Origin of the sequence: Paraburkholderia sp. WC7.3g, assembly GCF_050436345.1 — a bacterium.
GTDB lineage: Bacteria > Pseudomonadota > Gammaproteobacteria > Burkholderiales > Burkholderiaceae > Paraburkholderia > Paraburkholderia podalyriae.
In genome coordinates this window covers 1,335,782-1,361,561 of sequence record NZ_JBNDMA010000002.1, presented here as the reverse complement: position 1 = coordinate 1,361,561, position 25,780 = coordinate 1,335,782, and the positions used below count along the sequence as shown (strand labels likewise).

Annotated in this window: 19 protein-coding genes; 10 read left to right on the top strand and 9 right to left on the bottom strand. The window is 66.7% G+C overall.

Annotated elements, in window-relative coordinates:
• From zwf to OKW43_RS17790, 3 genes are all read left to right on the top strand, one after another.
• On the top strand, positions 1-1,464 hold the full coding sequence (gene zwf / locus OKW43_RS17800) for a glucose-6-phosphate dehydrogenase (RefSeq protein WP_187636615.1): 1,464 nt from the start codon (positions 1-3) through the stop codon (positions 1,462-1,464).
• A gap of 194 nt (positions 1,465-1,658) precedes the next feature.
• Positions 1,659-2,375 (top strand): 6-phosphogluconolactonase, encoded by a 717-nt coding sequence (pgl, locus tag OKW43_RS17795; protein WP_429451714.1) that lies wholly within the window; start codon positions 1,659-1,661, stop codon positions 2,373-2,375.
• Positions 2,353-4,269, top strand: coding sequence for a bifunctional transcriptional regulator/glucokinase (locus OKW43_RS17790; RefSeq protein WP_429448766.1), 1,917 nt, complete (start codon positions 2,353-2,355; stop codon positions 4,267-4,269). Before pgl ends, OKW43_RS17790 begins: the two co-directional genes overlap by 23 nt.
• Before the next feature lie 107 nt (positions 4,270-4,376).
• On the opposite strand, the gene OKW43_RS17785 is transcribed toward OKW43_RS17790, so the two are convergent.
• From OKW43_RS17785 to apbC, 5 genes are all read right to left on the bottom strand, one after another.
• On the bottom strand, positions 4,377-5,114 hold the full coding sequence (locus OKW43_RS17785; protein WP_429448764.1) for a lysozyme inhibitor LprI family protein: 738 nt from the start codon (positions 5,112-5,114) through the stop codon (positions 4,377-4,379).
• A gap of 11 nt (positions 5,115-5,125) precedes the next feature.
• Entirely contained in the window at positions 5,126-7,411 is a 2,286-nt protein-coding gene (locus OKW43_RS17780; protein WP_187636618.1) for an arginine/lysine/ornithine decarboxylase, read from the bottom strand.
• 90 nt (positions 7,412-7,501) lie between these two features.
• Positions 7,502-8,071: a dCTP deaminase gene (gene dcd / locus OKW43_RS17775; protein ID WP_187636619.1), complete on the bottom strand. Its 570-nt coding sequence runs from the start codon at positions 8,069-8,071 to the stop codon at positions 7,502-7,504.
• 162 nt (positions 8,072-8,233) lie between these two features.
• Positions 8,234-8,770 carry a superoxide dismutase family protein gene (locus OKW43_RS17770; protein ID WP_187636620.1) on the bottom strand — a complete coding sequence of 179 codons (537 nt, stop codon included), beginning with the start codon at positions 8,768-8,770 and terminating at the stop codon, positions 8,234-8,236.
• Positions 8,771-8,900: 130 nt separating this feature from the next.
• On the bottom strand, positions 8,901-9,989 hold the full coding sequence (gene apbC, locus OKW43_RS17765) for an iron-sulfur cluster carrier protein ApbC (RefSeq protein ID WP_187636621.1): 1,089 nt from the start codon (positions 9,987-9,989) through the stop codon (positions 8,901-8,903).
• A gap of 339 nt (positions 9,990-10,328) precedes the next feature.
• Here apbC and OKW43_RS17760 point away from each other — a divergent pair, with 339 nt between their 5' ends.
• Together OKW43_RS17760 and metG are read left to right on the top strand one after the other, a co-directional pair.
• The gene (locus tag OKW43_RS17760; RefSeq protein ID WP_429448761.1) at positions 10,329-10,982 is read left to right on the top strand and encodes an OmpA family protein; all 654 of its coding nucleotides are present in this window, start codon (positions 10,329-10,331) and stop codon (positions 10,980-10,982) included.
• A gap of 394 nt (positions 10,983-11,376) precedes the next feature.
• Positions 11,377-13,509, top strand: coding sequence for a methionine--tRNA ligase (gene metG, locus OKW43_RS17755; RefSeq protein ID WP_429448759.1), 2,133 nt, complete (start codon positions 11,377-11,379; stop codon positions 13,507-13,509).
• Positions 13,510-13,619: 110 nt separating this feature from the next.
• Here metG and OKW43_RS17750 read toward each other — a convergent pair whose 3' ends face one another.
• The gene (locus OKW43_RS17750) at positions 13,620-17,987 is read right to left on the bottom strand and encodes a translocation/assembly module TamB domain-containing protein (protein WP_429448757.1); all 4,368 of its coding nucleotides are present in this window, start codon (positions 17,985-17,987) and stop codon (positions 13,620-13,622) included.
• Between the two features lie 57 nt (positions 17,988-18,044).
• Complete coding sequence (locus OKW43_RS17745; protein WP_429448755.1) at positions 18,045-19,904, bottom strand: autotransporter assembly complex protein TamA; 1,860 nt, start codon at positions 19,902-19,904, stop codon at positions 18,045-18,047.
• Positions 19,905-20,168: 264 nt separating this feature from the next.
• Between OKW43_RS17745 and OKW43_RS17740 the strand changes: the two genes are divergently transcribed.
• The 4 genes from OKW43_RS17740 to panD all read left to right on the top strand — a co-directional run bounded on the left by OKW43_RS17740 (position 20,169) and on the right by panD (position 22,807).
• Positions 20,169-20,354 carry a DUF3460 family protein gene (locus OKW43_RS17740; protein WP_429448753.1) on the top strand — a complete coding sequence of 62 codons (186 nt, stop codon included), beginning with the start codon at positions 20,169-20,171 and terminating at the stop codon, positions 20,352-20,354.
• A gap of 20 nt (positions 20,355-20,374) precedes the next feature.
• A complete protein-coding gene (locus tag OKW43_RS17735; RefSeq protein WP_429448751.1) occupies positions 20,375-21,274 on the top strand; it encodes a segregation and condensation protein A in 900 nt (299 codons plus the stop codon).
• Positions 21,275-21,544: 270 nt separating this feature from the next.
• A complete protein-coding gene (gene panC, locus OKW43_RS17730) occupies positions 21,545-22,378 on the top strand; it encodes a pantoate--beta-alanine ligase (protein ID WP_187636628.1) in 834 nt (277 codons plus the stop codon).
• Positions 22,379-22,420: 42 nt separating this feature from the next.
• Entirely contained in the window at positions 22,421-22,807 is a 387-nt protein-coding gene (gene panD, locus OKW43_RS17725) for an aspartate 1-decarboxylase (RefSeq protein ID WP_018431692.1), read from the top strand.
• Positions 22,808-22,855: 48 nt separating this feature from the next.
• On the opposite strand, the gene OKW43_RS17720 is transcribed toward panD, so the two are convergent.
• Positions 22,856-23,494, bottom strand: coding sequence for a ParA family protein (locus OKW43_RS17720; RefSeq protein WP_187636629.1), 639 nt, complete (start codon positions 23,492-23,494; stop codon positions 22,856-22,858).
• 263 nt (positions 23,495-23,757) lie between these two features.
• On the opposite strand from OKW43_RS17720, the gene OKW43_RS17715 reads away from it, so the two are divergent.
• Positions 23,758-24,177: a PaaI family thioesterase gene (locus OKW43_RS17715; RefSeq protein WP_187636630.1), complete on the top strand. Its 420-nt coding sequence runs from the start codon at positions 23,758-23,760 to the stop codon at positions 24,175-24,177.
• A 57-nt stretch (positions 24,178-24,234) separates the two neighbouring features.
• On the opposite strand, the gene OKW43_RS17710 is transcribed toward OKW43_RS17715, so the two are convergent.
• Positions 24,235-25,761, bottom strand: coding sequence for a cobyric acid synthase (locus tag OKW43_RS17710; protein WP_429451712.1), 1,527 nt, complete (start codon positions 25,759-25,761; stop codon positions 24,235-24,237).
• Between the last annotated feature and the right edge of the window lie 19 nt (positions 25,762-25,780).

Here is a 25,780-nt window from a genome sequence, read left to right as displayed (position 1 = left end):
ATGCAAACCGACTCTAGCTTCACTTTCGTTCTCTTCGGCGGAACCGGCGATCTGTCGATGCGCAAGATCCTGCCCGCGCTGTTCGAGGCGCACCGCGCGGGCGGCATGCTCGCCGACAGCGGCAAGATCGTCGCGGTGGCGCGGCACGTGGCGGATCGCGGCGAGTACCTGCAGTGGGTCGACGCGCACGTCAAGCCGTATGTATCGAAGAACGGCCTCGACGAAGTCGCGTGGACGAGTTTCCTCGCGCGCATCGAGTTCGTGAAAATCGATCTCGGCAACCCGGACGACTTCGCGCAACTGCGCGACGCGATTCAGGACCTGCCCGGCATCCGCGTGTTCTATCTGGCGACCGGTCCGTCGCTGTTCGTGCCGATCTGCCATGCGCTGGCCGCGGTGGGTCTGAACCACAACGCGCGCATCGTGCTCGAGAAGCCGCTCGGCTACGACCTGAAGTCGTCGAACGCAATTAATGATGCGGTCGGCGAAATCTTCGCGGAAGAACAGATCTACCGGATCGACCATTACCTCGGCAAGGAGCCGGTGCAGAACCTGCTCGCGCTGCGCTTCGGCAATGCGCTGTTCGAGCCGCTGTGGCGCCGCGAGTGGGTCGAGAGCATCCAGATCACGATCGCAGAGGAACTCGGCGTCGAAGCGCGCGGCGACTTCTACGACAATACCGGCGCGCTGCGCGACATGGTGCAGAACCACCTGCTGCAGTTGCTGTCGATCGTCGCGATGGAGCCGCCCCACTCGATGGATTCCGACTCGGTGCGCGACGAAAAGCTGCGCGTGCTGCGCGCGCTCAAACCGATCGATCCACGCGAAATCGGCAAGGTCGCGGTGCGCGGCCAGTATCATTCTGGCGTGATCCGCGGCAACGCGGTGCCGGCCTACGCGACCGAGCACGGCGTGAAACCGGATAGCTCGACCGAAACCTTCGTCGCGCTGAAGGTCGAGATCGAGAACTGGCGCTGGGCCGGCGTGCCGTTTTTCCTGCGCACGGGCAAGCGGCTCGCCGATCGCGTCGCCGAGATCGTCGTGAATTTCCGCCCGGTGCCCCATTCGGCGCTCGGCGCATCGGCGCTGCGCGCCGGTGCGAACCGCCTCGTGCTGCGTCTGCAGCCGAACGAGACGATCCGTCTGTACTGTCTCGCGAAGCAGCCCGGCGAGGGCATGAACCTCGCGAGCGTGCACCTGAATCTCGCGTTCGACCAGTTCTTCCGCGAAGCTCAGATGGAGGCGTATCAGCGCCTGCTGCTCGACGTGATCAACGGGCGCCTCGCGCTGTTCGTGCGGCGTGACGAACAGGAAGCCGCGTGGCGCTGGGTCGAGCCGATCCTGAACGAATGGAAGGCCTCGACCAAGCCGCCCAAGCCGTACGCGGCGGGCACGTGGGGACCGGCCGCGGCGAGCGCGATGCTCGCCCAGCACGACACCTGCTGGCTCGAGGAAGAGAATTGAGTTTGATGAATTGACGGACGGTGCCGCGCGCGATGAACACCTGGGCGCGCGGCGCCGGCAACACCACCGACGAACTGAACGGAGTCGCGCCGGTATCGCGTCAGGCGTCTGCGGGCCACCCCGCCTTGCAGGCATCGCGCGAGAGCAGTCAGGCTGATTCCGCAGACCTAACAAGAATGCAGCACGGAGGAGAAGTGATCGAGCTTCACGCTTTCGACGACCAGCGCGCCCAATCCGACGCGCTGGCGAAAGCGGTGGGCGACGCGTTACATGCGTCGCTTGCCGCACAGGCGGCCGGCACCGGCGCGTCAACCCCACTCGCGCGCCCGGCCATGCTAGCCGTGTCCGGCGGCAGCAGTCCGCGTCCGTTCCTGCAAACGTTGTCGATGCAAACGTTCGACTGGACCCGTATCGCAATCACGTTGGTCGACGACCGCTGGGTGCCGCAGACCGATAGCGCGAGCAACGCGCAGCTCGCGCGCGCCACCTTGCTGCAGAACGCCGCGCAACACGCGACCTTCTGGCCGCTCGTCGACACCACGCAGGATCTGCACTCGCACGTCGCCGCGCTGAACGCGGACGCGCGCTTTGCCGCGGCGCCCGACGTCGCGGTGCTGGGCATGGGCGAAGACGGCCACACCGCGTCGATCTTCGCGGACGCGCCCGAATGGGATCACGCGATCACCACGAGCGAGCGCTTCGTCGCCGTGCATCCGGGCGCGGCACCGCACGCGCGCGTGAGCTGGTCGCTGTCCGCGCTGAAGGACGTGAAGCATCTGTTTCTGCTGATCGCAGGACCGCGCAAGCTGGACGTGCTCAACGCCGCGTCCGCTGCGCTACAAAAAAATGCCATCTCGCAGCTGGCAAACGACAAGGGAGTGAGACTCGATGTCTACTGGTGTGCAAACTAAAGCTGTGCCGGGCGCGGGCCAGCACGCCGACGGACCGAGACTGCTGGCCGACATCGGCGGCACCAATGCGCGTTTCGCGCTCGAGACAGGCCCCGGCGAAATCGGCTCGGTGCAGGTCTATCCTTGCGCCGACTACCCGAGCGTCGCCGACGTCATCAACAAGTTTTTGAAGGACATGAAGATCGGCCGCGTCAATCACGCGGCGATCGCCATTGCGAACCCGGTCGACGGCGACCAGGTGAGCATGACCAATCACGACTGGACCTTTTCGATCGAAGCGACGCGCCGCGCGCTCGGCTTCGACACGCTACTCGTCGTCAACGACTTCACCGCGCTCGCGATGGCGCTGCCCGGCCTCACTGACGCGCAGCGCGTGCAGGTGGGCGGCGGCCAGCGCCGGCCGAACAGCGTGATCGGCCTGCTCGGGCCCGGCACCGGGATGGGCGTGTCGGGTCTGATCCCCGCCGACGACCGCTGGATCGCGCTCGGCAGCGAAGGCGGCCACGCCACGTTCGCGCCCGCCGACGAGCGTGAAGATATCGTGCTGCAGTACGCGCGCAAGAAGTGGTCGCACGTGTCGTTCGAACGGGTGGCCGCGGGTCCGGGCATCGAGGTCATCTATCGCGCGCTCGCGGGCCGCGACAAGAAGCGCGTGGCGGCCAGCGTCGATACGGCCGAGGTCGTCAAGCGCGCGCTCGATGGCGAGCCGCTCGCGGCCGAATCGGTCGACGTGTTCTGCGGCATTCTCGGCACCTTCGCCGGCAATATCGCGGTGACGCTCGGCGCGCTCGGCGGCATCTACATCGGCGGCGGTGTCGTGCCACGCCTCGGCGAGTTCTTCGTGCGCTCGTCGTTCCGCCAGCGCTTCGAGGCGAAGGGCCGCTTCGAAGCGTATCTGCAGAACGTGCCGACCTATGTGATCACCGCCGAATATCCGGCGTTTCTCGGCGTATCGGCGATTCTCGCGGAGCAGCTGTCGAACCGCGCGGGCGGCAGCTCGTCGGCGGTGTTCGAGCGGATTCGCCAGATGCGCGACGCGTTGACGCCGGCCGAGCGCCGCGTCGCCGAACTCGCGCTGAACCATCCGCGTTCGATCATCAACGATCCGATCGTCGACATCGCGCGCAAGGCCGACGTCAGTCAGCCGACCGTGATCCGCTTCTGCCGTTCGCTCGGCTGCCAGGGGTTGTCGGATTTCAAGCTGAAGCTCGCGACCGGTTTGACCGGCACGATTCCGGTCAGCCACAGCCAGGTGCATCTCGGCGACACCGCGACCGACTTCGGCGCGAAGGTGCTCGACAACACCGTGTCCGCGATTCTGCAATTGCGCGAGCATCTGAACTTCGAGCACGTGGAACGCGCCATCGACCTGCTGAACGGCGCGCGGCGCATCGAGTTCTACGGACTCGGCAATTCGAACATCGTCGCGCAGGACGCGCACTACAAGTTCTTCCGCTTCGGCATTCCGACCATCGCGTACGGTGACCTGTACATGCAGGCGGCCTCGGCAGCGCTGCTCGGCAAGGGCGACGTGATCGTCGCGGTGTCGAAGTCGGGGCGTGCGCCCGAGCTGCTGCGCGTGCTCGACGTCGCGATGCAGGCCGGCGCGCAGGTGATCGCGATCACGTCGAGCAACACACCGCTCGCGAAGCGCGCGACCGTCGCGCTGGAAACCGACCACATCGAGATTCGCGAGTCGCAGCTGTCGATGATCTCGCGCATCCTGCACCTCGTGATGATCGACATTCTCGCTGTCGGTGTGGCGATTCGGCGCGCGATGCCGAGCGACGACGTAGCCGAGACCGTCGAGAAAGCGCGCGAAGGCGCCGACGACGACGCGACGGCCGTACTCGACTGGCTCAGCCACGGCGCGGCTTCGTCGGCGCGCGACTGAGGCTGCGTTAGCGGCCGTGCCGGTCCGCTTGCGGTGAACGAACCCGCGGCGAGCGCATCGTCTTCGATGCGCCCGCCGTGGGTTTTTCTGTTTGGGGGACGCTGCCGTCAGTGGTTGCCGGCCGTTTCGGAGAGCCGTTTGATCGTCGCGACGCGCGCGCCGATGATGTCGATACGCCCGTGCTCGTCGACGAGCGGCGTCGACGTCCTCAGATACGCGCTCCACGCGCGTTGCGCGTGCGCGAGCGTCGGCCGCGATTGCGCGGGCATCTTCGATTCGAGCACACGGTAGTAGCGGTTCAGGTCGAACATCGCGTGTTCGCAACGCGCATCGGCGTTGCACGCGCGCGGCCGGCGCGGCACCGGTCCGCTCGCATCGGCGAGCGCGCTGCGCAGCACGAGCGCGCGGTCGCGCACCGGCTGCAGCTGCATGTCGGCTTCGGAAAGCACGTACGTCGAACCCTGGGTCGTGGCGAAGACCGCGGCGAGCAACTGCTTCTCGGCATCGTGCGACGCGAGCCAGCTCGACTGGTTCTTTTCCCACAGCCTGCGCCGCGCGGGCGGCAGCTTCGCGAGCAACTGCTGGTACGCGTTATCGACCGCGGCCTTCCAGCCGATGCGCGCATTGTCCATGCACTGCACCTGCCCCATCGTCGTCGACATGTCGGCGCGCGCGAGACACGCGCGCATCGACGCGTCGATGGGATCGGCGGCGGCCACCTCGGCATGCGCGGCCGGACTCACGATGCCGCCGAACACCACAGCGCCGGCCACCAGCGCGAAGGCCAGCACGCCGGCCCCGCGCCGCCAGCGGCCGATCGCTGGCAGGCCCGGCAGGAACTTCATCCGCCGCATCGTCAAATGCGCACGCAATCGACGAAGTATTCGATGCGTCCGTTGACCATTTCGCCGACCAGCCCGTGGATATCCGTGTGGAAGCCCGGGAAGCGCTCGTTGAACTCGCGCGCGAAACGCAGATAGTTGACGATGGTCCGGTTGAAACGCTCGCCCGGAATCAGCAGCGGAATACCCGGCGGATACGGCGTCAACAGGATCGACGTGACACGGCCCTCCAGCTCGTCGATCGGAACCCGGTCGATCTCGCGGTGCGCGAGCTTCGCGAACGCGTCGGACGGCTTCATCGCCGGCTCCATGCTCGACAGGTACATCTCGGTCGTCAGACGCGCGATGTCGTTCGCGCGATACACGCTGTGGATCTGCTGGCACAGGTCGCGCAGGCCGACGCGCTCGTACATCGGATGATGCGCGACGAACTCGGGCAGCACGCGCCACAGCGGCTGGTTGTTGTCGTAGTCGTCCTTGAACTGCTGCAGCTCGGTCACCATCGAGTTCCAGCGGCCCTTCGTGATGCCGATCGTAAACATGATGAAGAACGAGTACAGGCCCGTCTTCTCGACGATGATGCCGTGCTCGGCCAGGTACTTCGTGACGATCGCGGCCGGAATGCCGGTTTCGCCGAAGCCGCCGTCCATGTCGAGACCCGGCGTGACGATCGTCGCCTTGATCGGGTCGAGCATGTTGAAGCCTTCGGCGAGCGGGCCGAAGCCGTGCCACGCGTCGTTCGGGCGCAGCATCCAGTCCTCGCGCGAGCCGATGCCTTCCTCGGCGAACTGGTCCGGGCCCCACACCTTGAAGAACCAGTCGTCGCCGTATTCGGTGTCGACCTTGGTCATCGCGCGGCGGAAGTCGAGTGCTTCAGCGATCGACTCCTCGACGAGCGCGGTGCCGCCCGGCGCTTCCATCATCGCGGCGGCCACGTCGCACGACGCGATGATCGCGTACTGCGGGCTCGTCGACGTATGCATCAGATATGCCTCGTTGAAGCGGTGCTTGTCGAAGCGGCTGTTCTTCGAATCCTGCACGACGATCTGCGATGCCTGCGAGATGCCGGCGAGCAGCTTGTGCGTGGAGTGCGTCGCGTACACCATCGCGCCGATGCGCGGGCGGCCCGCGCCGATCGCGTGCATGTCCTGATAGAACTCGTGGAATTCCGCGTGCGGCAGCCACGCTTCGTCGAAGTGCAGCGTGTCGAGCCATTCGCCCAACATCTCCTTGATCATCTCGACGTTGTAGATCACGCCGTCGTACGTGCTTTGCGTGATCGTCAGGATGCGCGGCTTCAGGTTCGGGTTCTTCGCGAGCGCTTCGCGCGCGAACGGGTTCGCCTCGATCTTCTTGCGGATGTTCTCCGGTTCGAACTCGCTGCGTGGAATCGGGCCGATGATGCCGAAGTTGTTGCGCGTCGGCGTCAGGAACACGGGAATCGCGCCGGTCATCGTGATCGCGTGCAGGATCGACTTGTGGCAGTTGCGGTCGACCAGCACGATGTCGCCGGGCGCGACCGTGCCGTGCCAGACGATCTTGTTCGACGTGGAGGTGCCGTTGGTCACGAAGAACACGTGGTCGGCGCTGAAAATGCGCGCGGCGTTGCGCTCCGAGGCTGCGACCGGACCCGTGTGGTCGAGCAGCTGGCCGAGTTCGTCGACCGCGTTGCAGACGTCGGCGCGCAGCATGTTCTCGCCGAAGAACTGGTGGAACATCTGGCCGAGCGGGCTCTTCAGGAACGCGACGCCGCCCGAGTGACCCGGGCAGTGCCACGAGTACGAACCCTCTTCCGCGTACTGCACCAGCTCCTTGAAGAACGGCGGCGCGAGCGAATCCAGATAGACCTTCGCCTCGCGGATGATATGGCGCGCGACGAACTCCGGCGTGTCCTCGAACATGTGGATGAAGCCGTGCAGTTCGCGCAGGATGTCGTTGGGCAGATGCCGCGAGGTGCGCGTTTCGCCGTACAGGAAGATCGGGATATCGGCGTTGCGGCGGCGCACTTCGGTCACGAACGCGCGCAGCGCGACGATCGCGGCCGCGAGTTCGGGCGTCTCGCCTTCGACGACCACGTTATCGACGTACGGCAGCAGTTCGTCGTCGTCGATCGACAGGATGAAGCACGACGCGCGGCTCGACTGCTGCGCGAACGAAGTCAGATCGCCGTAGCTCGTCAACCCGAGCACTTCCGCGCCTTCTTTCTCGATGGCTTCGGCCAAAGCCCGGATGCCGGAACCCGAGATGTTCTCGGAGCGGAAATCTTCGTCGATGATGACGACGGGAAAACGGAACTTCATGGGCGATTCTCCAAAAAGAAAACGACCGCTGCGTTACGTGGAAAGCGCAGCGGTCACCCGAATAACTGGTCGGTCAAGACGCTGCCGACGTCACGTTTTCGGCAACGTGACGCCGTGTTGACCTTGGTATTTGCCGCCGCGATCCGCGTACGACGTTTCACAAATCTCGTCGCTTTCGAAAAACAGCACCTGGGCGACGCCTTCGTTCGCGTAGATTTTCGCAGGCAAAGGTGTCGTATTCGAGAATTCGAGCGTGACGTGCCCTTCCCATTCCGGCTCGAACGGCGTGACGTTGACGATGATCCCGCAGCGCGCGTACGTCGATTTGCCGAGACACACGGTCAGCACGCTGCGCGGAATGCGGAAATACTCGACCGTGCGTGCGAGCGCGAACGAATTCGGCGGGATGATGCAGACGTCGCCCTTGAAATCGACAAACGACTTCTCGTCGAAGTTCTTCGGATCGACGATCGTCGAGTTGATGTTGGTGAAGATCTTGAATTCGTCGGCGCAGCGGATGTCGTAGCCGTAGCTCGACGTGCCGAAGCTGACAATCTTCCGGCCGTCTTCGGAGACGCGAACCTGATCGGGCGCAAACGGCTCGATCATATTGTGCGACTCGGCCATGCGCCGGATCCACTTGTCAGATTTGATGGTCATAGGTGAACGCTGCTCGGCGTGAATATCAGGTGTGACGAAAGATAGATGAAAAACGGCCGGCCGGCGCTTCGGCGCCCAGCCGGCGAAGGCCGCTATTTTACGCGAACACGGAGATGCTGCCGCCGCTGCCCGTTGGCAGAGCGGCCAAAGCGCGCTCGCCGTTCACTGCTGACGAATCACGCCGCAGGCGATCGCCGCGCCCGCGCCATGCTGAGGGTACGCGTAGGGATCGGTCGCGTCGTGGTGCAGCAGCACCGCGCGCTGCAGCACCGAGCGGATGCCGTCGAGCGACACGTCCGGCGCGACGATGAAGCCGGTGGCCACGCCGTTCGCGTCCGCATGGATGTTACCGAGATCGCCCTCGACGCGCGCGCCGGCCTTGAGCCGCTCGGCCGCCGGCGAAAATACCGGACCGGCGCTGGAGCCGTCGGCGGCGTTGCAGTCGCCGCGCTCGTGCACCTGCAGCGCGTGGTCACTATTGGGCGGCAAGCCGGTGAGATTGTAGGTGACCTGGACGCCGTCCGAGCGCTCGATAAAGGTCACGAGGCCGTGCGCCTGATTGCCCACGGTGGGCAGCAGTTGCGCGTCGGCGCGCTTTTCCTGTGGCCTCAGGAAGACGCCACAGCCGCTGAACAGCACACAGCTGGCAGTCAGGACGATGAACGCATGTACCGCGTGCCCGTCGATTCGTTTTCCCATGCGATCCTCTTGTCGGCCTGGCGGCCGCCCCTGCGGCCGCCGAGCCGGACTTGTGAAGTCGACATGATACCGCGAGAGCCCATGAAAATAGGGATCGAGATCGCCCCTAATCCCTTGTCCGAGCGGCCGCTCAGGTGTTCTGCACGACGATGTTCGGAAACTTCGAGCTCATGTCGCGCGCGCGCTCGGCGATATGCACCGCGACCTTGCGCGCGATCGAGCGATAAATCTGCGCGATGCGCCCGTTCGGGTCCGCGACGACCGTCGGTTTGCCCGAGTCGGCTTGCTCGCGGATCGTGATGTCGAGCGGCAGGCTGCCGAGCACGTCGACGCCATATTCCTTGCCCATGCGCTCGCCGCCGCCGGCGCCGAAGATGTGCTCCTCGTGGCCGCAGTTCGAGCAGATGTGCAGGCCCATGTTCTCGACGATGCCGAGGATCGGGATGCCGACCTTCTCGAACATCTTGAGGCCCCTCTTCGCGTCGAGCAGCGCGATGTCCTGCGGCGTCGTGACGATCACGGCGCCCGTGACAGGCACGCGCTGCGCGAGCGTCAGCTGGATGTCGCCGGTGCCGGGCGGCATGTCGACGATCAGGTAATCGAGTTCGTGCCAGTTGGTCTGGCGCAGCAGTTGCTCGAGCGCCGAGGTCACCATCGGGCCGCGCCACACCATCGGGTTGTCCGCCTCGATCAGGAAACCTATCGAGTTGGCCTGCACACCATGGCCGGTCATCGGATTCATCGATTTTTCGTCGGGCGATTCGGGGCGTCCCTCGATGCCGAGCATCGTCGGCAGCGACGGGCCGTAGATATCGGCGTCGAGAATGCCGACCGACGCGCCCTCGCTCGCGAGCGCGAGCGCGAGATTCACCGCGGTCGTGCTCTTGCCGACCCCGCCCTTGCCCGAGGCAACCGCGACGATGTTCTTCACGCCGGGCAGCAGCTTCACGCCGCGCTGAACGGTGTGCGCGGCGATCTGCTGCGAAACCTCGACGCGCACGTTCGCGACGCCGGGCACCGCGCGCAGCGCGTCGGCGAACTGCTGGCGGATCGCGTCGAACTGGCTTTTCGCCGGGTAGCCGAGCGTCACCTGAAGGCTGACCGCGTCGCCCTCCACGGCCACGTTGCGAATGCTCTTCGCGGCCGCGTACGGCGCGCCGGTGTTAGGGTCAGCGATGGCCGCGATGGCGGCGTCGACCAAAGCCCGATCAATGCTCATTGAAACTCCGTGGGGAATAGGTGCGGCGCGGCGAGATGGACCGATCGGCCACGCGGCGGAATTTGCAAGAAATTGTTATGCAGGATTGCGAAAACCGGACGGGCCGGGCACCCTTCGGGGCACCGGGACGCCGTGGGGTCGCATCGCTGCGCGGTTCAGGCATTATTGTAGTGTCTGACGGCAGACGGTGCCCGAAGACCCTTCTTCGCTGTCGGACCGCGCGGAGCAAGGCGCGGGAGTCGTCGCCGAACTTTCTGGGTGGTCGCTGCAGGGCCGTCATATTCGCTGCATAGGCTGATCGCCACCCGCTGGTTTATTCGCACTAAAAAGGAAACGAAGATGAACGCAAAAATCATGACTCGCATGGCCGTATTCGCAGTCGCCGGCTCGCTGATGGCAGGCTGCGCGACCCAACAGGGCACCAACACCGCGGTCGGCACCGGCGTGGGCGCCGGCACCGGCGCGGCGCTCGGCGCGATCTTCGGCGGTGGCAAGGGCGCGGCAATCGGCGCGGCCGCCGGCGCGGCGGTCGGCGGCGTCACCGGCTACAACTGGGACAACATCCGCAACCGCATGTCGGGCGCGACCAAGGGCACCGGCACGCAGATCACCGAGCAGCCGGACGGCTCGCTCAAGCTGAACATCCCGAGTTCGGTCACGTTCGACACCAGCAGTTACGCGGTCAGGCCGTCGTTCGCGCCGGTGCTCGACCAGCTCGCGCAGACGCTGCAGCAGAATCCCGAAGTGGTCGCCTCGGTCGTCGGCCACACGGACAGCACCGGCTCGCTGCAATACAACGAGACGCTGTCGGTCAATCGCGCGCAGAGCGTGACCGGCTATCTGGCGCAACGCGGCATCGCGCCGCAGCGCCTGTCGGCCACCGGCATGGGCCCGAACCAGCCGATCGCCGATAACAACACCGAAGCCGGCCGCGCGGCCAACCGTCGCGTCGAAATCTATCTGCGCGCCACCGCCCAACACGCGACGCAATAAGGGCAGGTCTCAAGGAGCAGGAGCGGCCGGGCTGGCCGGGCTTTTCAGCCGCGCAGGCCTGGCGGGCGGAGCGGGCCGCTGCACTGGTTTGTCGACGGTTCGAAAAAAAAATTTCGAACTCTGCCGAAAATCCGCGGTCTCTCTTTACGGTACGTGGCTGGCGAAGCCGTCACGGCACCATTCTCCTCTTGTCGTTGTTGCTCCGGGGTTTAGCGACCCCGGTTTTTTTTGCCCGCGCGGTTTTGCACTTGCTTCGCAAAGCGTCGCTGGCCGTCCGCCACCCCAGCGCCCGTCCCTTCTGCTGCGCTCGTCCAGCCCGCCGCGCCCGGCCCGCCTGCGGCGTGCGCCCTGCTAAAATCACCGTTTCGTCCCATCGCAGGCACCCTCGATCCCTATGTCAGCACCCGCCACCGATCTCCCAGCAGGCGCGCTCTGCGGCCGTCGTCAGATTCTCGTCACGTCGGCCCTTCCGTATGCGAACGGCCAGATTCATATCGGCCATCTGGTCGAATATATCCAGACGGACATCTGGGTCCGGGCGCTGCGAATGCACGGTCATGAGGTCTACTACGTCGGCGCCGACGACACGCACGGCACGCCGGTCATGCTGCGCGCGGAAAAGGAAGGCCTGACACCGAAACAGCTGATCGATCGCGTGTGGCAGGAACACAGGCGCGACTTCGACAGCTTCGGCATTTCGTTCGACAACTACTACTCGACCGATTCCGACGAAAACCGCGTGCTCAGCGAAAACGTGTACCTCGCGCTGAAGGAAGCGGGGCTGATCGACGCGCGCGAGATCGAACAGGCGTACGACCCGGTCAAGGAAATGTTCCTGCCGGACCGCTTCATCAAGGGCGAGTGCCCGAAGTGCGGCGCGAAAGATCAATACGGCGACAGCTGCGAAGTCTGCGGCTCGACCTACCAACCCACCGAGCTCGTCAATCCGTACTCGGTCGTCTCGGGCGCAACGCCGATTCGCAAGACTTCGACACACTACTTCTTCCGCCTGTCCGATCCGCGCTGCGAGAACTTCCTGCGCGCGTGGGTCGGCGGCCTCGCGCAGCCGGAAGCGACCAACAAGATGCGCGAGTGGCTGGGCGACGCCGGCGAAGCCAGACTCGCCGACTGGGACATCTCGCGCGACGCGCCGTACTTTGGCTTCGAGATTCCGGGCGCGCCCGGCAAGTATTTCTACGTGTGGCTCGACGCGCCGATCGGCTATTACGCGAGCTTCAGGAACCTCGCCGAAAAACGCGGCATCGACTTCGACGCGTGGGTCCGCAAGGGCTCGATGGCCGAGCAGTACCACTTCATCGGCAAGGACATCCTGTATTTCCACACGCTGTTCTGGCCCGCGATGCTCGAGTTCTCCGGCCATCGCACGCCGACCAACGTGTTCGCGCACGGCTTTTTGACGGTCGAGGGCGCGAAGATGTCGAAGTCGCGCGGCACCTTCATCACCGCGCAAAGCGTGATCGACACCGGCCTGAACCCGGAATGGCTGCGCTACTACTTCGCGGCCAAGCTGAACAGCACGATGGAAGACCTCGACCTGAACCTCGACGACTTCCAGGCGCGCGTGAACAGCGATCTGGTCGGCAAATACGTGAACATCGCGAGCCGCGCGGCCGGCTTCCTGATCAAGCGCTTCGACGGCCGCGTGCAGGACAGCGCGATGCATCATCCGCTGCTCGGCACGCTGCGCGCGGCGCTTCCGCAGATCGCCGCGCACTACGAGGCGCGCGAGTACAGCCGCGCGCTGCGTCAGACCATGGAGCTCGCCGACTCGGTCAACGCCTACGTCGATACCGCGAAGCCGTGGGATCAGGCGAAAGACCCGGCCAACGCGGTCGCGCTGCACGAGACCTGCAGCGTCAGCATCGAGGCGTTCCGTCTGCTGTCGCTGGCACTGAAGCCGGTGCTGCCGAAGCTCGCCGAAGCGGTCGAGGCCTTCCTCGGCATCGAGCCTCTCGTGTGGGCCGACGCCACCGTGCCGCTCAGCTCGGCGCGCCCGATCAACGCGTACAAGCATCTGATGACGCGCGTCGATCCGAAGCAGATCGAGGCGCTGCTCGCGGCCAATCGTGACTCGCTGCAGGCCACGCCGGAAGCCGCGCCGGCCGACGCGAAGGCCACCTCGAAGAAAACCGCCAAGGCCCCCGCCGCGAAGGAAGAAGAGCCCGCCATCATCACGATCGACGATTTCGCGAAGGTCGATCTGCGCATCGCGAAGATCGTCGACTGCAAGGCCGTGGAAGGCTCCGACAAGCTGCTGCAACTGACGCTCGACGTCGGCGAAGAGAAGACCCGCAACGTGTTTTCGGGTATCAAGTCGGCGTATCAACCCGAGCAGCTGATCGGCAAGCTGACCGTGATGGTCGCGAACCTGGCGCCGCGCAAGATGAAGTTCGGTATGTCCGAGGGCATGGTGCTGGCGGCATCGGCGGTGGACGAGAAGGCAGAACCGGGCCTCTACGTGCTCGAGCCGCATAGCGGCGCGAAGCCCGGCATGCGCGTGAAGTAACGCCGACGTGAGGCGCCCGCGGGCGCCTCGCACCTCGCACCTCGACAAGCATGTATGACGATAACGGCACGCTGCAAAGCGTGCCGTTATGCTTTGTTACGCCGCCCGCGTCACCACTTGATCCGATCGAAGCGCCGCGTGTACAGCACGTCGGCGCCATAGAACGTGCCGCCATACGCGACCAGCGACCAGTACCGCGTCAGATTGATCGTCGCCTTGATCGCGTTGCTGGCCGACTGCAGCCCCTGCTCGTAGCCGATCACGAGCCACTCGTTGATCGCCTTCGACACCATCACGACCTGCGGATCGGTCAGGCCGACGTCGCTGCGGCCGATCGAAAACTCGTCGAGCCCGACGGTCTGCGCAATCCGCTTGCCGGTCGCGCTGCCGAGCAGCGCCAGCGCCGTCGTCATCGTGCTCTGCTGGCCGAGGTTATTGCCCTGGTCGGTGCCGTGGCCGAACAGCAGCCATGAGAGTTTCTCGTTGTCCGGCACGCTCGGCTCCGACACGAGCCGAGCGACCGGTGCCTGCAGCGTGCCCGTCACCTGCACGCCCGCCTCGACCTGCTGGTTGCGGCGCATCGCGAGGATGTTGATGCCCGGATTCGTGACCGGACCGTTGAACGTGAAGAAACCGTTCTCGATCGCGAGCTTGCGGCCGAACGTGGTATAGGTCGAACCCGGCGTGACGCGCACGTTGCCGACCGCGCGCAGCGGCGTGTTCGGCGCGCTCGTCGCGGTGATCGCTCCGGCGAGGCCGAGATCGGCGCCCTGGCCGCGGAAGCGGAAGTTGTTGCCGAGGCCGATCTCGATGTTGGCGCGCGGCGCGAACGGGCTCGCCGGCCGCTGCTGGCCTTCGCTCGGACGCGGCCGGCCGCCCGTGCGCGTGCCGTCCGGGCGGATGATCACGACGTCGTCGCCAAGGCTCGGCGCAGCCTGCTCGGGCATATCGAACAGCGCGCTGTCGACCACGAACTTGCCGTCGATCACGGGGCCGCGCTCCGGGCCGCCGTTCGCGATGTTCGCGCTGCCCGACAGCGACAGATGACGGTCCGGCGACGCGAACACGTCGAGCTTGTCCGCGACGATGCTCGCGCTCAGATCGGGCTCCGAACCGTCGAGGCGCACGCGGCCGGTCGCGCGCAGCGTGCCGCTCGCGCCGTGGAACTCGACCTGCTGGAAGTCCACCACGTTCTGCGACATCGCGATGCGCACGACGCCGTCCTTCAGTTGCACGCCCTGGCTCACGACCGTCGCTGACAAACCGTCGCCGGTCAGCGCGCCGGTCACGTTCGGCTTCGCGACCGTGCCGCCGAGCGCGAGCTTCAGCGCGAGACGGCCCTCGAGCAGATAGCTCGGGCCGAGCAGGCCGCCAGTCGTGCGCAGCGACGGCACGTTCGCGTCTACGTTGCCCGACAGCGCGCTTTGCGGATCGAAGCTCAGCATGCCGTCGCGCAGCACGAGCGGGGTGTGCGCGTCGGCGTCGATCACGCCGACGCGGCTCGCCTGCGCATGCACGGTCGCGTCGAGCCGGTTGCCGCCGGTGAATTCGGCGCGCGCGCGGATGTCGCCGATGCCCATCGAGGCGAGCCCGCGGCCGATCTCGACCGTCACGTCGCCGCTGCGCCGGCGCAGTTCGATGTGGCCGCTCGCCGTCGCGCCGAGCGAAAAGTCCCAGTCGCCGTCGAACACGAGGTCGGTGCGCGCGGCAGGCGGCTCGCCGGTGATCTCCTGACGCAGTTCCTGCAAGCGCGCGAGCGACACGTCGGTCAGGCTGCCAGTCGACTGGATGCGGCCGCGATCGAACGCGAACGACTTCAGCGTCAGCACCGAGCCCTCGATCGTCAGGCGCGTCGCGCCGAGCGTCAGTTGCCCCGGCCCGGCGCTGAGCGCGAGCGGCGCTTCGAGATTGAGCGCCGGCGTGCCGCGATTCTGCAGACGCGTGACGGTGCCGTCCCAGCGCGTGCCGTCGCGCGTGTCGGTCAGCCTGCCGTTGGCGGCGAGCGTCAGGTCGAGCGGACGCTCCTGCAGCTTGCCGGTCGCGGCGGCTTCGAGCGTGTGATTCGCGCGCGTGCCGGACAACCGGGCGCTCAGCGTGGTGAGGTCGACGCCGCCCGCGCTGACATTGCGCGCGTCGGTCGTGAACGCGAGCGCGCCGTTCGCGCCGTCGTGCAACTCGGCGTGGCCTTCCGCGTGGCCGATGCGGTTGCTCGCGAATACGACGCTGTCGGCCTTGTAATGCAGCGCGACGTTCGGATGCGCGAACGAGCCGGTAAGGTCGCCGTCGGCCGCGACTGCGCCCGCGAGGCCGAAGCCGAGCCGGTCGAGTTGCGGTGCGTCGATGCCGAAGCGCAGCCGGTCGCCGGCCGCGCCGAAGCTGCCTTGCAGACTCACCTGGTTGCCCGCCACGGAAAGATTCGCGCGGCTCGGCAGGATTCGCGAGCCGGCCAGCTGGATCGTGCCGCCGCCCGTGAGCGGCAGGTCGTCGTAGACGCTCGGACCGAGCTTGAATTCGGCGCGCGTCGTGAAGACCGGCGCGAGCACGCCGACCGCCGTCAGCGTGGCGTTCACGCGCGCCTCGATCCTGCGCGCTGGCGGGGCTGCGTGCGGGGCTGCGTGCGGGGCTGCGTGCGCCGCTGCATGCGCGGCTGCGCGTGGCGCGGGGGTCGCGCGATGCGCGGGCGGTGGCGTCCTGCGCTCGAGCACCTCGGTCTGCACCGCGGCTTGCGCGGTGTTCTTCGCGATGGCCGCGGCCTGATCGCCGGGCGCCGCGCTCTTCGCGCCAGCGGTGCTACCCACGAGCGCCGCGGCCCGCGCGTGCCGCTCGCGCTGCGCGCCACTCGCCCCTGGCGCACCGGATGTCGCGACCGGCACGCGCGCCGGCATCTGCGAAGCCAGCGACAGCGGATCGAAATCGGTCAGCTGCGCCTTCAGGTTATAAGTCGAGTTCGCATCGTGCTTCAGCGCGCCGGACAGGTCGATGCGGCCGCGGCCCGACGTGATACGCACGTCGTTGAAGCTTATGCGCGCCGGGTCGAACGTGATCTTGCCCTGGGCGCGCAGCGCGGCGGCGGGGTCGGCGAGATCCAGCGTCAGGGTCTGGATGTCGTCGTTCAGGCGGATTTCGATCGGACCGGATAGTTGCGTCGGCCGCACGGTTCTCTGCAGCGCGTTCAGGTCGAGCCGCGCGACCTTCAGATCGAGCTGGCCGTGCCGGCCGCTCAGCGCGCCGCCGCCGGTGAGCGTCGCGTTGCGCACGAGCCGCACGTTCAGGTTCGAGATGCTCTGCGCGCGGGCGTCCACGCGCACGTCCGCGTTCGCGTCGATCAGCGGCAGCAGTTTCTGGTCGATTGCGCCGGGTTTCGCGTTGACGATCGAGATGTGGCCGGCGACGGCGAAACCTGTCGCCGGTCCGGCCGGCGCGTGGTGGCCCCCGATGCCGTGGTGCGGATGGCTGGCGGCGGCAGGCCCGGCCGCGCTGGCGCCGCCGGCCGCCGCCGCGCCTGGCTCCACCGGCTGCAACTCCGCGCGCACCGCCAGATCGGCCAGCGGCGCAGCTGGCGCGAAAGCCTGCGGATTGACATGATCGAAGCTCAGCGTCGCGCGTTGCAGCGGCACCGCGGCGAACGGCGCCGCCTCGACCCGCGCGTGGCCGGTGAGCTTCATGCCGCTGGCATCGAGTTCGGCGACCAGCTGTTCGAGCGTGCCGCTCAGGTGGCCGGCCACCTGCACCGCTTCATCGCGGACCTTGCCCGAATAACCGACCTCGCCCGTGAGCGGAAACGGCCGCACGCCATCGAGCTTCGCCGCAGCCGTCAACGCCCCGAACGGCGTATCGAGCCGATCGATCGCCGCCTCGTGATGACGCCCGTCGCTGCGTCCATGAAACGCGAAGCGCGACAGCTCCGTCGTCGATGCGCCCTGGTGCAGCAGTAGCCGCTCGACCTGCACGTCGCGGATCTCCAGCTGCATCGGCAGTTGCAGATCCTGCGGCAGGTTCAGCGGCTCATTGCTGCTCGACGACGCGCCGATCCGCGCCTCGATCGTGCCGACGTGCAGGTAATCGATCGTGAACCGCCACGGCTCGCGCGCGAGCGCCCAGCTGCCGGCGACGCGGTCGATCTCGATGTCGGTGCCGCTGCCGTCGAGGCTGCGCCAGCGCACGTCGCGCAGCTGCACGCCGTGCGCGAGCGTGCCGCCGTCGAGCGTGCCGGCAAGCCGGCCGCCGAGCAGCTTGACGGCCGCGTGCCACGCATAGGCGGTGCCGCGCTCGGTCGTCAGCGCGCCGTACAGCAGGCCGAGCGCGAGCGCGCCGAGCAGCACCAGCATGGCCACCGTGCCCGCGACCGTTTTCAGCAGCAGCCGGCCCCAGCGCTGCTTCGGCGGCGGCGTGTCGGGCGGCTGTTGGCCGTCCGGCGGTCCTGGCGGCGTGGCGCCGGGCGGCTGCGCGGAGGGCGGGTCGGTGACGTCGGTGGTCATGCGTGAATGCGGTGGCGAATAAGGTGGCGGATGAGGTAGCGGGTTGTCGTCGAGACGTCAGAACGCGATGCCGAGCGTGATATACGGCCGCACGCTGTTGTTGCGGATGCCGTAGGCGAGATCGAGGTTGACCGGGCCGACCGGGCTGCGCCAGCGCGCGCCGACACCGACGCCCGGATAGAAGATTTTTTCGCCCCAGGTATCGGTCGCCGTGCCGATGTCGAAGAACGCGGCCGCACCCCAGTTGTGCGAGAACCAGTGCTGGTATTCGGCCGCGCTCGTCAGCAGGTATTTGGTCGGCAGAATCGAGCCAGCGACGTCGTTGCCGATGCTCTGGAAGCCGTAGCCGCGCACCGAGTTCGAGCCCCCCGCGCGGAACAGCAGCGACGCCGGAATGCCGCTCGAGCTGCCGCTGGTGAAGACGCCGCCGAGCTCCGCGCGGATCAGCACGATGTCGTTCTCGCCGATCGGGAAATACTGCTGGCCGCGCGCGTAACCGCGGATGAACGACTGGTCGGCGAGCAGCCCCTTGACCGCGAAGCCCGCCTCGACGTGGACCAGGTTGCCGCGGCGCGGGAACAGCGGGTCGTCGGTGTCGCGCCGCGTCCACGACCATGCCGGCACCAACGCGTGCGCGCGGGTCGGCGGCGCCGCATTCTGGTCGAGCTTATCGTCGTAGAACAGCAGCGAGTAGCTGTAGTCGAGGAACTGCGACGTACGCGAGCGCTGCACGCCGCCGCGGATGCTGTAGATGCGCGTGTCGGAGACGTCGGTGGTCGTGTACGACGCGAGCACGCTGTTGGTCCACCCGCGCTGGCCCGGCGGCATCGACAGCTGAATCTGCCCGTATTGCTGCGTCTGGTCGGCGCGTCCCTCGACGGTGAACGGCCACGCCGCGCCGAACGTGTTCAGATACGTGTAGCCGCCCTGCACGAGCGCGCCGTTGTCGGTCGAATAGCCGACGCCGCCGCGGAAGCTGTGGTACGGAAACTCCGACACCTTCACGTGTACCGGCGTGTTCAGGGGCTTCGTCGGGTCGTTGTCGAGGTCGATCGCGACGCTCGCGAAGTACGGCGTGTTCTGCAGTTGTCGCTGCAGCTCGGCGACGGTGCGTGTGTCGTAGATGTCGCCCGGCGAGATCGGATTGACGTTACGGACGATGCGCTCCGGGTAGCGCTTCGTGCCCTGCACGTCGAGTTCGCCCATCGTGAAGGTCGGCCCGCTGTCGTAGATCACCGAGAGCTTCGCCGTGTGCGTGCGCGGATCGACCAGCGCCTCGGAGTGGTAGATCTTCGCGGCGAGGTAGCGGCGCGATTGCAGCTCGCGCAGCGACGCGTTCTTCGCGTCGTCCCAGTCGCCCTGCGAGAACGGCTGGCCCTCGTGCAACGAGAACGCGAAGCGCGTGGCGTTTTCGCGCGACGGGTCCTCGGTCAACACCGCGCCGCGAAACGACAGATCGACTGACGTGACTTTGGTCTGCGGGCCCGCCTCGACGCGCACGGTGACTTGCCGCACGTTGTCGACGGTGCGCACGTCGGTGCTGACCAGCGGCGAGAAATAGCCCTGCGTCGCGGCGAGATCGCGCACCTGTTGCGGCGTCGCGGTGAGCAGGAACGAGAACTGGTCGTCGGTGACGTCGGACCGCTTCGCGAAACGCGAGATATCGAGGTGCTGTTCGAGCAACCGGCGCAGCGAGCGCGGCTCGGCGATCACCTCGATCTTGTAGCTCGGCGCCGTGCGCGCCGCGTGGGCGTGGCCCGCGGCCAGCAGCAGCATCAGCAGGCCGATGCTGTAGGCGAGCGACACGCGCAGCCAGCGCTGCGCGAGCGCCTCGCGCTCACGCGCGTGCCCGCGCCCTTGCGCCTGGCCGGTCTCGCCGCGCGACGCACGCGGCGTGTCGATCGTACCTCCCGCCAAACAGGACCTCCGGCCTCAATGAGTGAATTCTCGCGCCCCCGGCCGCGCAAGCGATCGAGGCATGCTATTTGACCACAACGCGACCCTCGCCGGCCTCTCTCGTGCCCCCGGCGGAGCTCCGCGCCTGGTCTCAAAAATGATCCGCCCGCGGCGTTGTTCGACCGCGCGCGGCGCATGCGTTAAAATCGCGGACGACGGTGCCCTCCTCGCGGCGCCCCGCAGCGACCCAAGAGCCGCCACCCTACCCACCACGGACGTCGAGCCATGTATCAATCGGACATCACCCAGTTCCTGAACCAGCTGAAGCAACAGAAGCCCGATCTGGAGACCGAGCAACGCAAAGGCCGCGCACTGCTGTGGGACAAACAACCGATCGATCTGGAAGAGCGCGCCGAGCAGAAGGTTTCGCGCGTGCCGCAGACGCCTTACTCGTACTACCAGAACTTCTAAGCTCGCCAGTCGCGCCGACGATGAGTCACGCTGACGAGCTACACGGCCCGGCTCACGGTCCGGTTCACGGCACTGCGCCGGCACCGTCCGACGCCGCACTCTCCACGCCTGCCACCGACTCGACGCCCGACACGGTCGACGGCGTCGCTTTCGCGCGCCTATATGGCGAGCCGCTGTTCAAGCTGCCGAACGACCTGTACATCCCGCCGGACGCGCTCGAGGTGTTCCTCGAGACCTTCGAGGGGCCGCTCGACCTGCTGCTCTACCTGATCCGCAAGCAGAACTTCAACGTGCTCGACATCCCGATGGCAGATGTCACCGGGCAATATCTCGGCTACGTCGAGCAACTGCGCAAGACCAATCTCGAACTCGCGTCCGAATATCTGCTGATGGCCGCGATGCTGATCGAGATCAAGTCGCGCATGCTGCTGCCGGTCAAGAAGGCCGATACCGGCGAGGAAGCCGAAGATCCGCGCGCCGAACTGGTGCGCCGCCTGCTCGAATACGAGCAGATGAAGCTCGCCGCGCAACGCATCGACCAGTTGCCGCAGCTCGGGCGCGATTTCCTGCGCGCCGAGGTCTACATCGAGCAGAGCGTCACGCCGCGGTTCCCGGACGTGAACAGCGAAGACCTGCGCGCCGCCTGGGCCGACGTGATCAAGCGCGCGAAGCTGGTCCAGCATCACAAGATTTCACGCGAGGAGCTGTCGGTGCGCGAGCACATGAGCATGATCCTGCGGCAGTTGCAGAACGCGCGCTTCATCGAGTTTTCCGATCTGTTCGACACGAGCCGCGGCGTGCCGGTCGTCATCGTGAACTTCATCGCCGTGCTCGAGTTGTGCCGTGAATCGCTCGTCGAAATCACCCAGGCGGAGCCGTTCGCGCCGATCTATGTGCGGCTGGCGTACCTGCCGGCCTGAGTGCTGAATGACGGACGCACGACGGCTGGACCGTGGGAAAATCGTTACCAACCGTCGCAGCGAAGCCTGGCGGGCCTCAGCGGGAAGTGCGTGGCGAGCGCGCGGCGCGCCGCTGTGGACCGCAACCGCGTTTCGGTGCGCCCGCTGCCCAAATCCACTACAATCCGCGCTCCGAACCCGTCATTGCCGGTGAGGCGATGGCCCGCGCGATTCCGGCAGGTCTTGCGCCAACCGGATTCGCGCGCCGCGCGAGCCTATCCCTGTCCGATCATGAAAGTCATCAGCTCGATCCATGAATTGCGCGACCAGTTGCGCGGCCAGAATCGGACGGCCTTTGTGCCGACGATGGGCAACCTGCACGACGGCCATCTGTCGCTGATGCGCCTCGCGCGCCAACACGGCGACCCGGTGGTGGCGAGCATCTTCGTCAACCGCCTTCAGTTCGGCCCGAACGAGGATTTCGACAAATATCCGCGCACGCTCGAAGCCGACATCGAGAAGCTGCAAAAGGAAGGCGTCTATGTGCTGTTCGCGCCGACCGAAAGGGACATGTACCCGGAGCCGCAGGAGTATCGCGTGCATCCGCCGCACGATCTCGGCGACATCCTCGAGGGCGAATTCCGCCCCGGCTTCTTCCACGGCGTCTGTACCGTGGTGATGAAGCTGATGTCGTGCGTGCAGCCGCGCGTCGCGGTGTTTGGCAAGAAGGATTACCAGCAGCTGATGATCGTGCGCCAGATGTGCCACCAGTTCGCGCTGCCGACCGACATCATCGCCGCCGAAACCGTGCGCGACACCGACGGCCTCGCGCTCAGCTCGCGCAACCGGTTTCTGTCGCCCGTCGAGCGCGCCGAGGCGCCGATGCTGGCCGCCGAATTGAATCGCGTGCGCGACGCGGTGCTCGCGGGCGAGCGCGACTTCGCGAAACTCGAACAGGCGGCCAAGGCGACGCTGGCGGCGCGCGGCTGGAATCCCGATTACATCGCGGTCCGCAAGCGCTCGAACCTGATCGCTCCGGGCCCGCAGGACGCCGACGCACCGCTCGTCGTGCTGGCCGCCGCGAAGCTCGGCACGACCCGGCTTATCGACAACCTCGAAATCTGACGCCGCAATCGTCGGCGCCACCGCAGCCACACAGGATTGATCATGCAACGCAATATGCTGAAGTCGAAGATTCACCGCGTCGCGGTCACGCACTGCGAGCTCCACTACGAGGGCTCGTGCGCGATCGACGAAGATCTGCTAGAAGCGGCGAACATCGTCGAAAACGAGCGCATCGACATCTGGAACATCAACAACGGCGAGCGCTTCTCGACCTACGCGATCAAGGGTGAGCGCGGCAGCGGCATGATTTCGCTGAACGGCTCGGCCGCGCGTCGCGCGCAACTGGGCGATCTGGTCATCATCGCGGCGTTTGCGGTGGTCGACGAGGCGGAGCTGAAGGCGGGCTGGAAGCCGGACCTCGTATTCGTCGATGAAAACAACAAGATCAAGGGCAGCCGCGACCACGTGCCCACGCAGGCCTGGAGCTGAGCGAGGCCGGTTTGCGGCCGGACTGATGGCGGGTAGTCACCTCCCGCCTCAGCCCTTCTTCCCCGCGCCGTTCGTCCACTCGACGATCGGCTGCCACTGCTCCAGGTCCTTCTCGACGCGGCTTTTCGCGACGTCCCACAGCGTCAGGCCGTGCGCCGCGAGCTGCACGTAGTTCTGCGTGTCGCGCAGAAAGCCGAGCACCGGCAGCTTCAGTCCTTCGACGAAGCGATGCAGCTGCTCGGCCGAGCGCGTGCGCGCATCGACGCGCATGCCGACCACGCCGATCTCGATCGCACCCTTCCTGACCGCCTTTTCCTTCGCGAGCCGCTCGAGAAATTCCTGGGTCGCAAGAATATCGAACAACGACGGCTGCAACGGCACGATCACCTTGTCGGCGAGATCGAGCGCGAGGTTCAGGCGATTGCCGTGCAGGCCGGCTGGCGTGTCGACGACCGCGTGCTCGAGGCCCTTCGGCGGCTTGGCCGGCGTATCCGGATTGACCTCCCAGGTCTCGATGACCGGCAACGTGGCGGGTCGTAAATCGAGCCACGCCTGCGCGGAGTGCTGCTTGTCGAGGTCGGCCAGCGCGACCCATTCGCCCTCCGCGGCGAAATAGCCGGCCAGATTGGTCGATAGCGTGCTCTTGCCCACGCCGCCCTTCGGATTCGCCACCACGATCACCGACATGAAATCTCCCGGAAAGAAGGCTGGACGCTGCCAGCCGGTTTGCCGCGTTATTGCTCTGTTCCCGCCGATCCACTGTGACCGGCGCCGGCGGGCTCCACAGTCGCTGCCGTTCGAAGTTCGGCTTTCAGGTACGCCCCCGGTCCTTTCAGGTACGCCCCCGGTCCAGCCGTTGATAATATCGACAAATCCAGCGCGGCCGAAGCCCCCGCATCGCGAATCGGCCGCTCCGACGCACCGTTTTTTTTAACAAGGACCTGAATCTGATGAGCAAACTGCGCCCGGAATACACCGTCGAACGCCTGCAGGAGCGCCAGAAGGGCAAGCTGCCGGACCTGCTGGGCCTGCGCGTGCTGACCGTGGACCAGGGCACGCTGCTCGCCGAGCTGACCGTGCGCGAGGCGCTGCTCGCGCCGAACGGCTTCCTGCACGCGGCCACCGTGATCGGCCTCGCCGACACCGCCTGCGGCTATGCGTGCCTCGCGCATCTGCCCGACAACGCGCGCAACTTCACGACGATCGAGCTGAAGAGCAACTTCCTCGGCACCGCGACGCAGGGCACGATCCGCGCGGTCGCGAAGGGCGTGCATCTTGGGCGCAGCACGCAGGTCTGGGACGCGACGGTCACCGCTGCGGATGGCAAAACCATCGCACTGTTTCGTTGCACGCAGATGGTGTTGTACTAAGCGCACGGTCCGCGCGGCCGTTGCATTCGATCCGCTGAGTCAGCCCGGCGTAACGCGTCACCCCATCGCCGCGAACAGTCTGCCCATATCGACGTGCGCGGCAAGCGTATCGGCCAGCCGCTCCAGCGACGCCTCGCGCAGCGCCGGATAGTCGACCGCCTCGGCATCGCTCAAACCCGCCCACGCGAGCAGCGCCGCGCAGGCGGCCGGCGTGTCGAACAGGCCATGCACGTAGGTCGCGAGAATCTGGCCATCGGCGGACAACGCGCCATCGGGACGGCCACAGTCGACGCCGCCCTCGCCTGCGGTCGCACTGTCTAGTCGCAGCGCCGGCGTGTCCAGTGCCGGGCCGCGCGTCTCGCCCATATGAATCTCGTAGCCGGCGAGGTCCGGCGCACCGGGCAGCGCAAGGCGCCCGGTCACGTTCTTCAGCGTCTTGTCGCGCGTGAGCACCGTCGCATAGTCGAGCCAGCCGAAGCCGGCGAAGGTGCCCGGCGCGCCCTCGACGCCATCCGGATCGGCGATCTCATGGCCGAGCATCTGCATGCCGCCGCAAATGCCGATCACGCGGCCGCCGTAGCGCAGATGCCGCGCGAGCACGTTGCCCCAGCCTTGCGCGCGCAAAAACGCGAGGTCGTCCGGCACGTTTTTCGAACCCGGCAGGATGATCAGATCGGCGGACGGCGCCGGCGCGCCCGCGCGCACGTAGTGAAAATCGACCTGCGGATGCGCGCGCAACGCGTCGAAATCGGTGTGGTTGCTGATGTGTGGCAGCACCGGCACGACCACGCGCAGCAGACGGCGCGAATCGCCGCTTGCCGCCGCGCGCAGCTCGGGCGGCAGCATGTCCTCGGCGTCGAGCGTCAGGCCATGCAGATAAGGCACGACGCCGAGCACCGGCTTGCCGGTCCTCGCCTCGAGCCAGTCCAGCCCGGGCTTTAGCAGGCCGATGTCGCCACGAAAACGGTTGATGATGAAGCCGCGCACGCGCGCCTGCTCGCTGTCGGACAGACACGCGAGCGTGCCGGTCAGATGCGCGAACACGCCGCCGCGATCGATGTCGGCGACCAGCACGACCGGGCAATTGACCGCCTCCGCGAAGCCCATGTTCGCGATGTCGCGCTCGCGCAGATTGATCTCGGCCGGACTGCCCGCGCCTTCGACGAAAATCGTGTCGTATGACGCGCGCAGCCGCGCATACGACTCCAGCACCGCCTCGAACGCGACCGGCTTGTAGTCGTGATACGCGCGCGCGTCGAGATTGATGCGCGCCTTGCCGTGGATGATCACCTGAGCGCCGCGATCGCTGGTCGGCTTCAGCAGCACCGGATTCAGATCGGTGTGCGCGTCGATGCCCGCGGCGAGCGCCTGCAATGCCTGTGCGCGGCCGATCTCGCCGCCGTCGATGCTCACCGCGCTGTTCAGCGCCATGTTCTGCGGCTTGAACGGCGCAACCCGCGCGCCCGCGCGCCGCGCGAGCCGGCACAGTCCCGCGACCAGCGTGCTCTTGCCCGCGTCGGACGTAGTGCCCTGGATCATCAGCGTGCCGCGCGGCACGGGCAGGGGGTCGGGGAGAGCGGCCATTCGGGTCGGGGATGCAGGT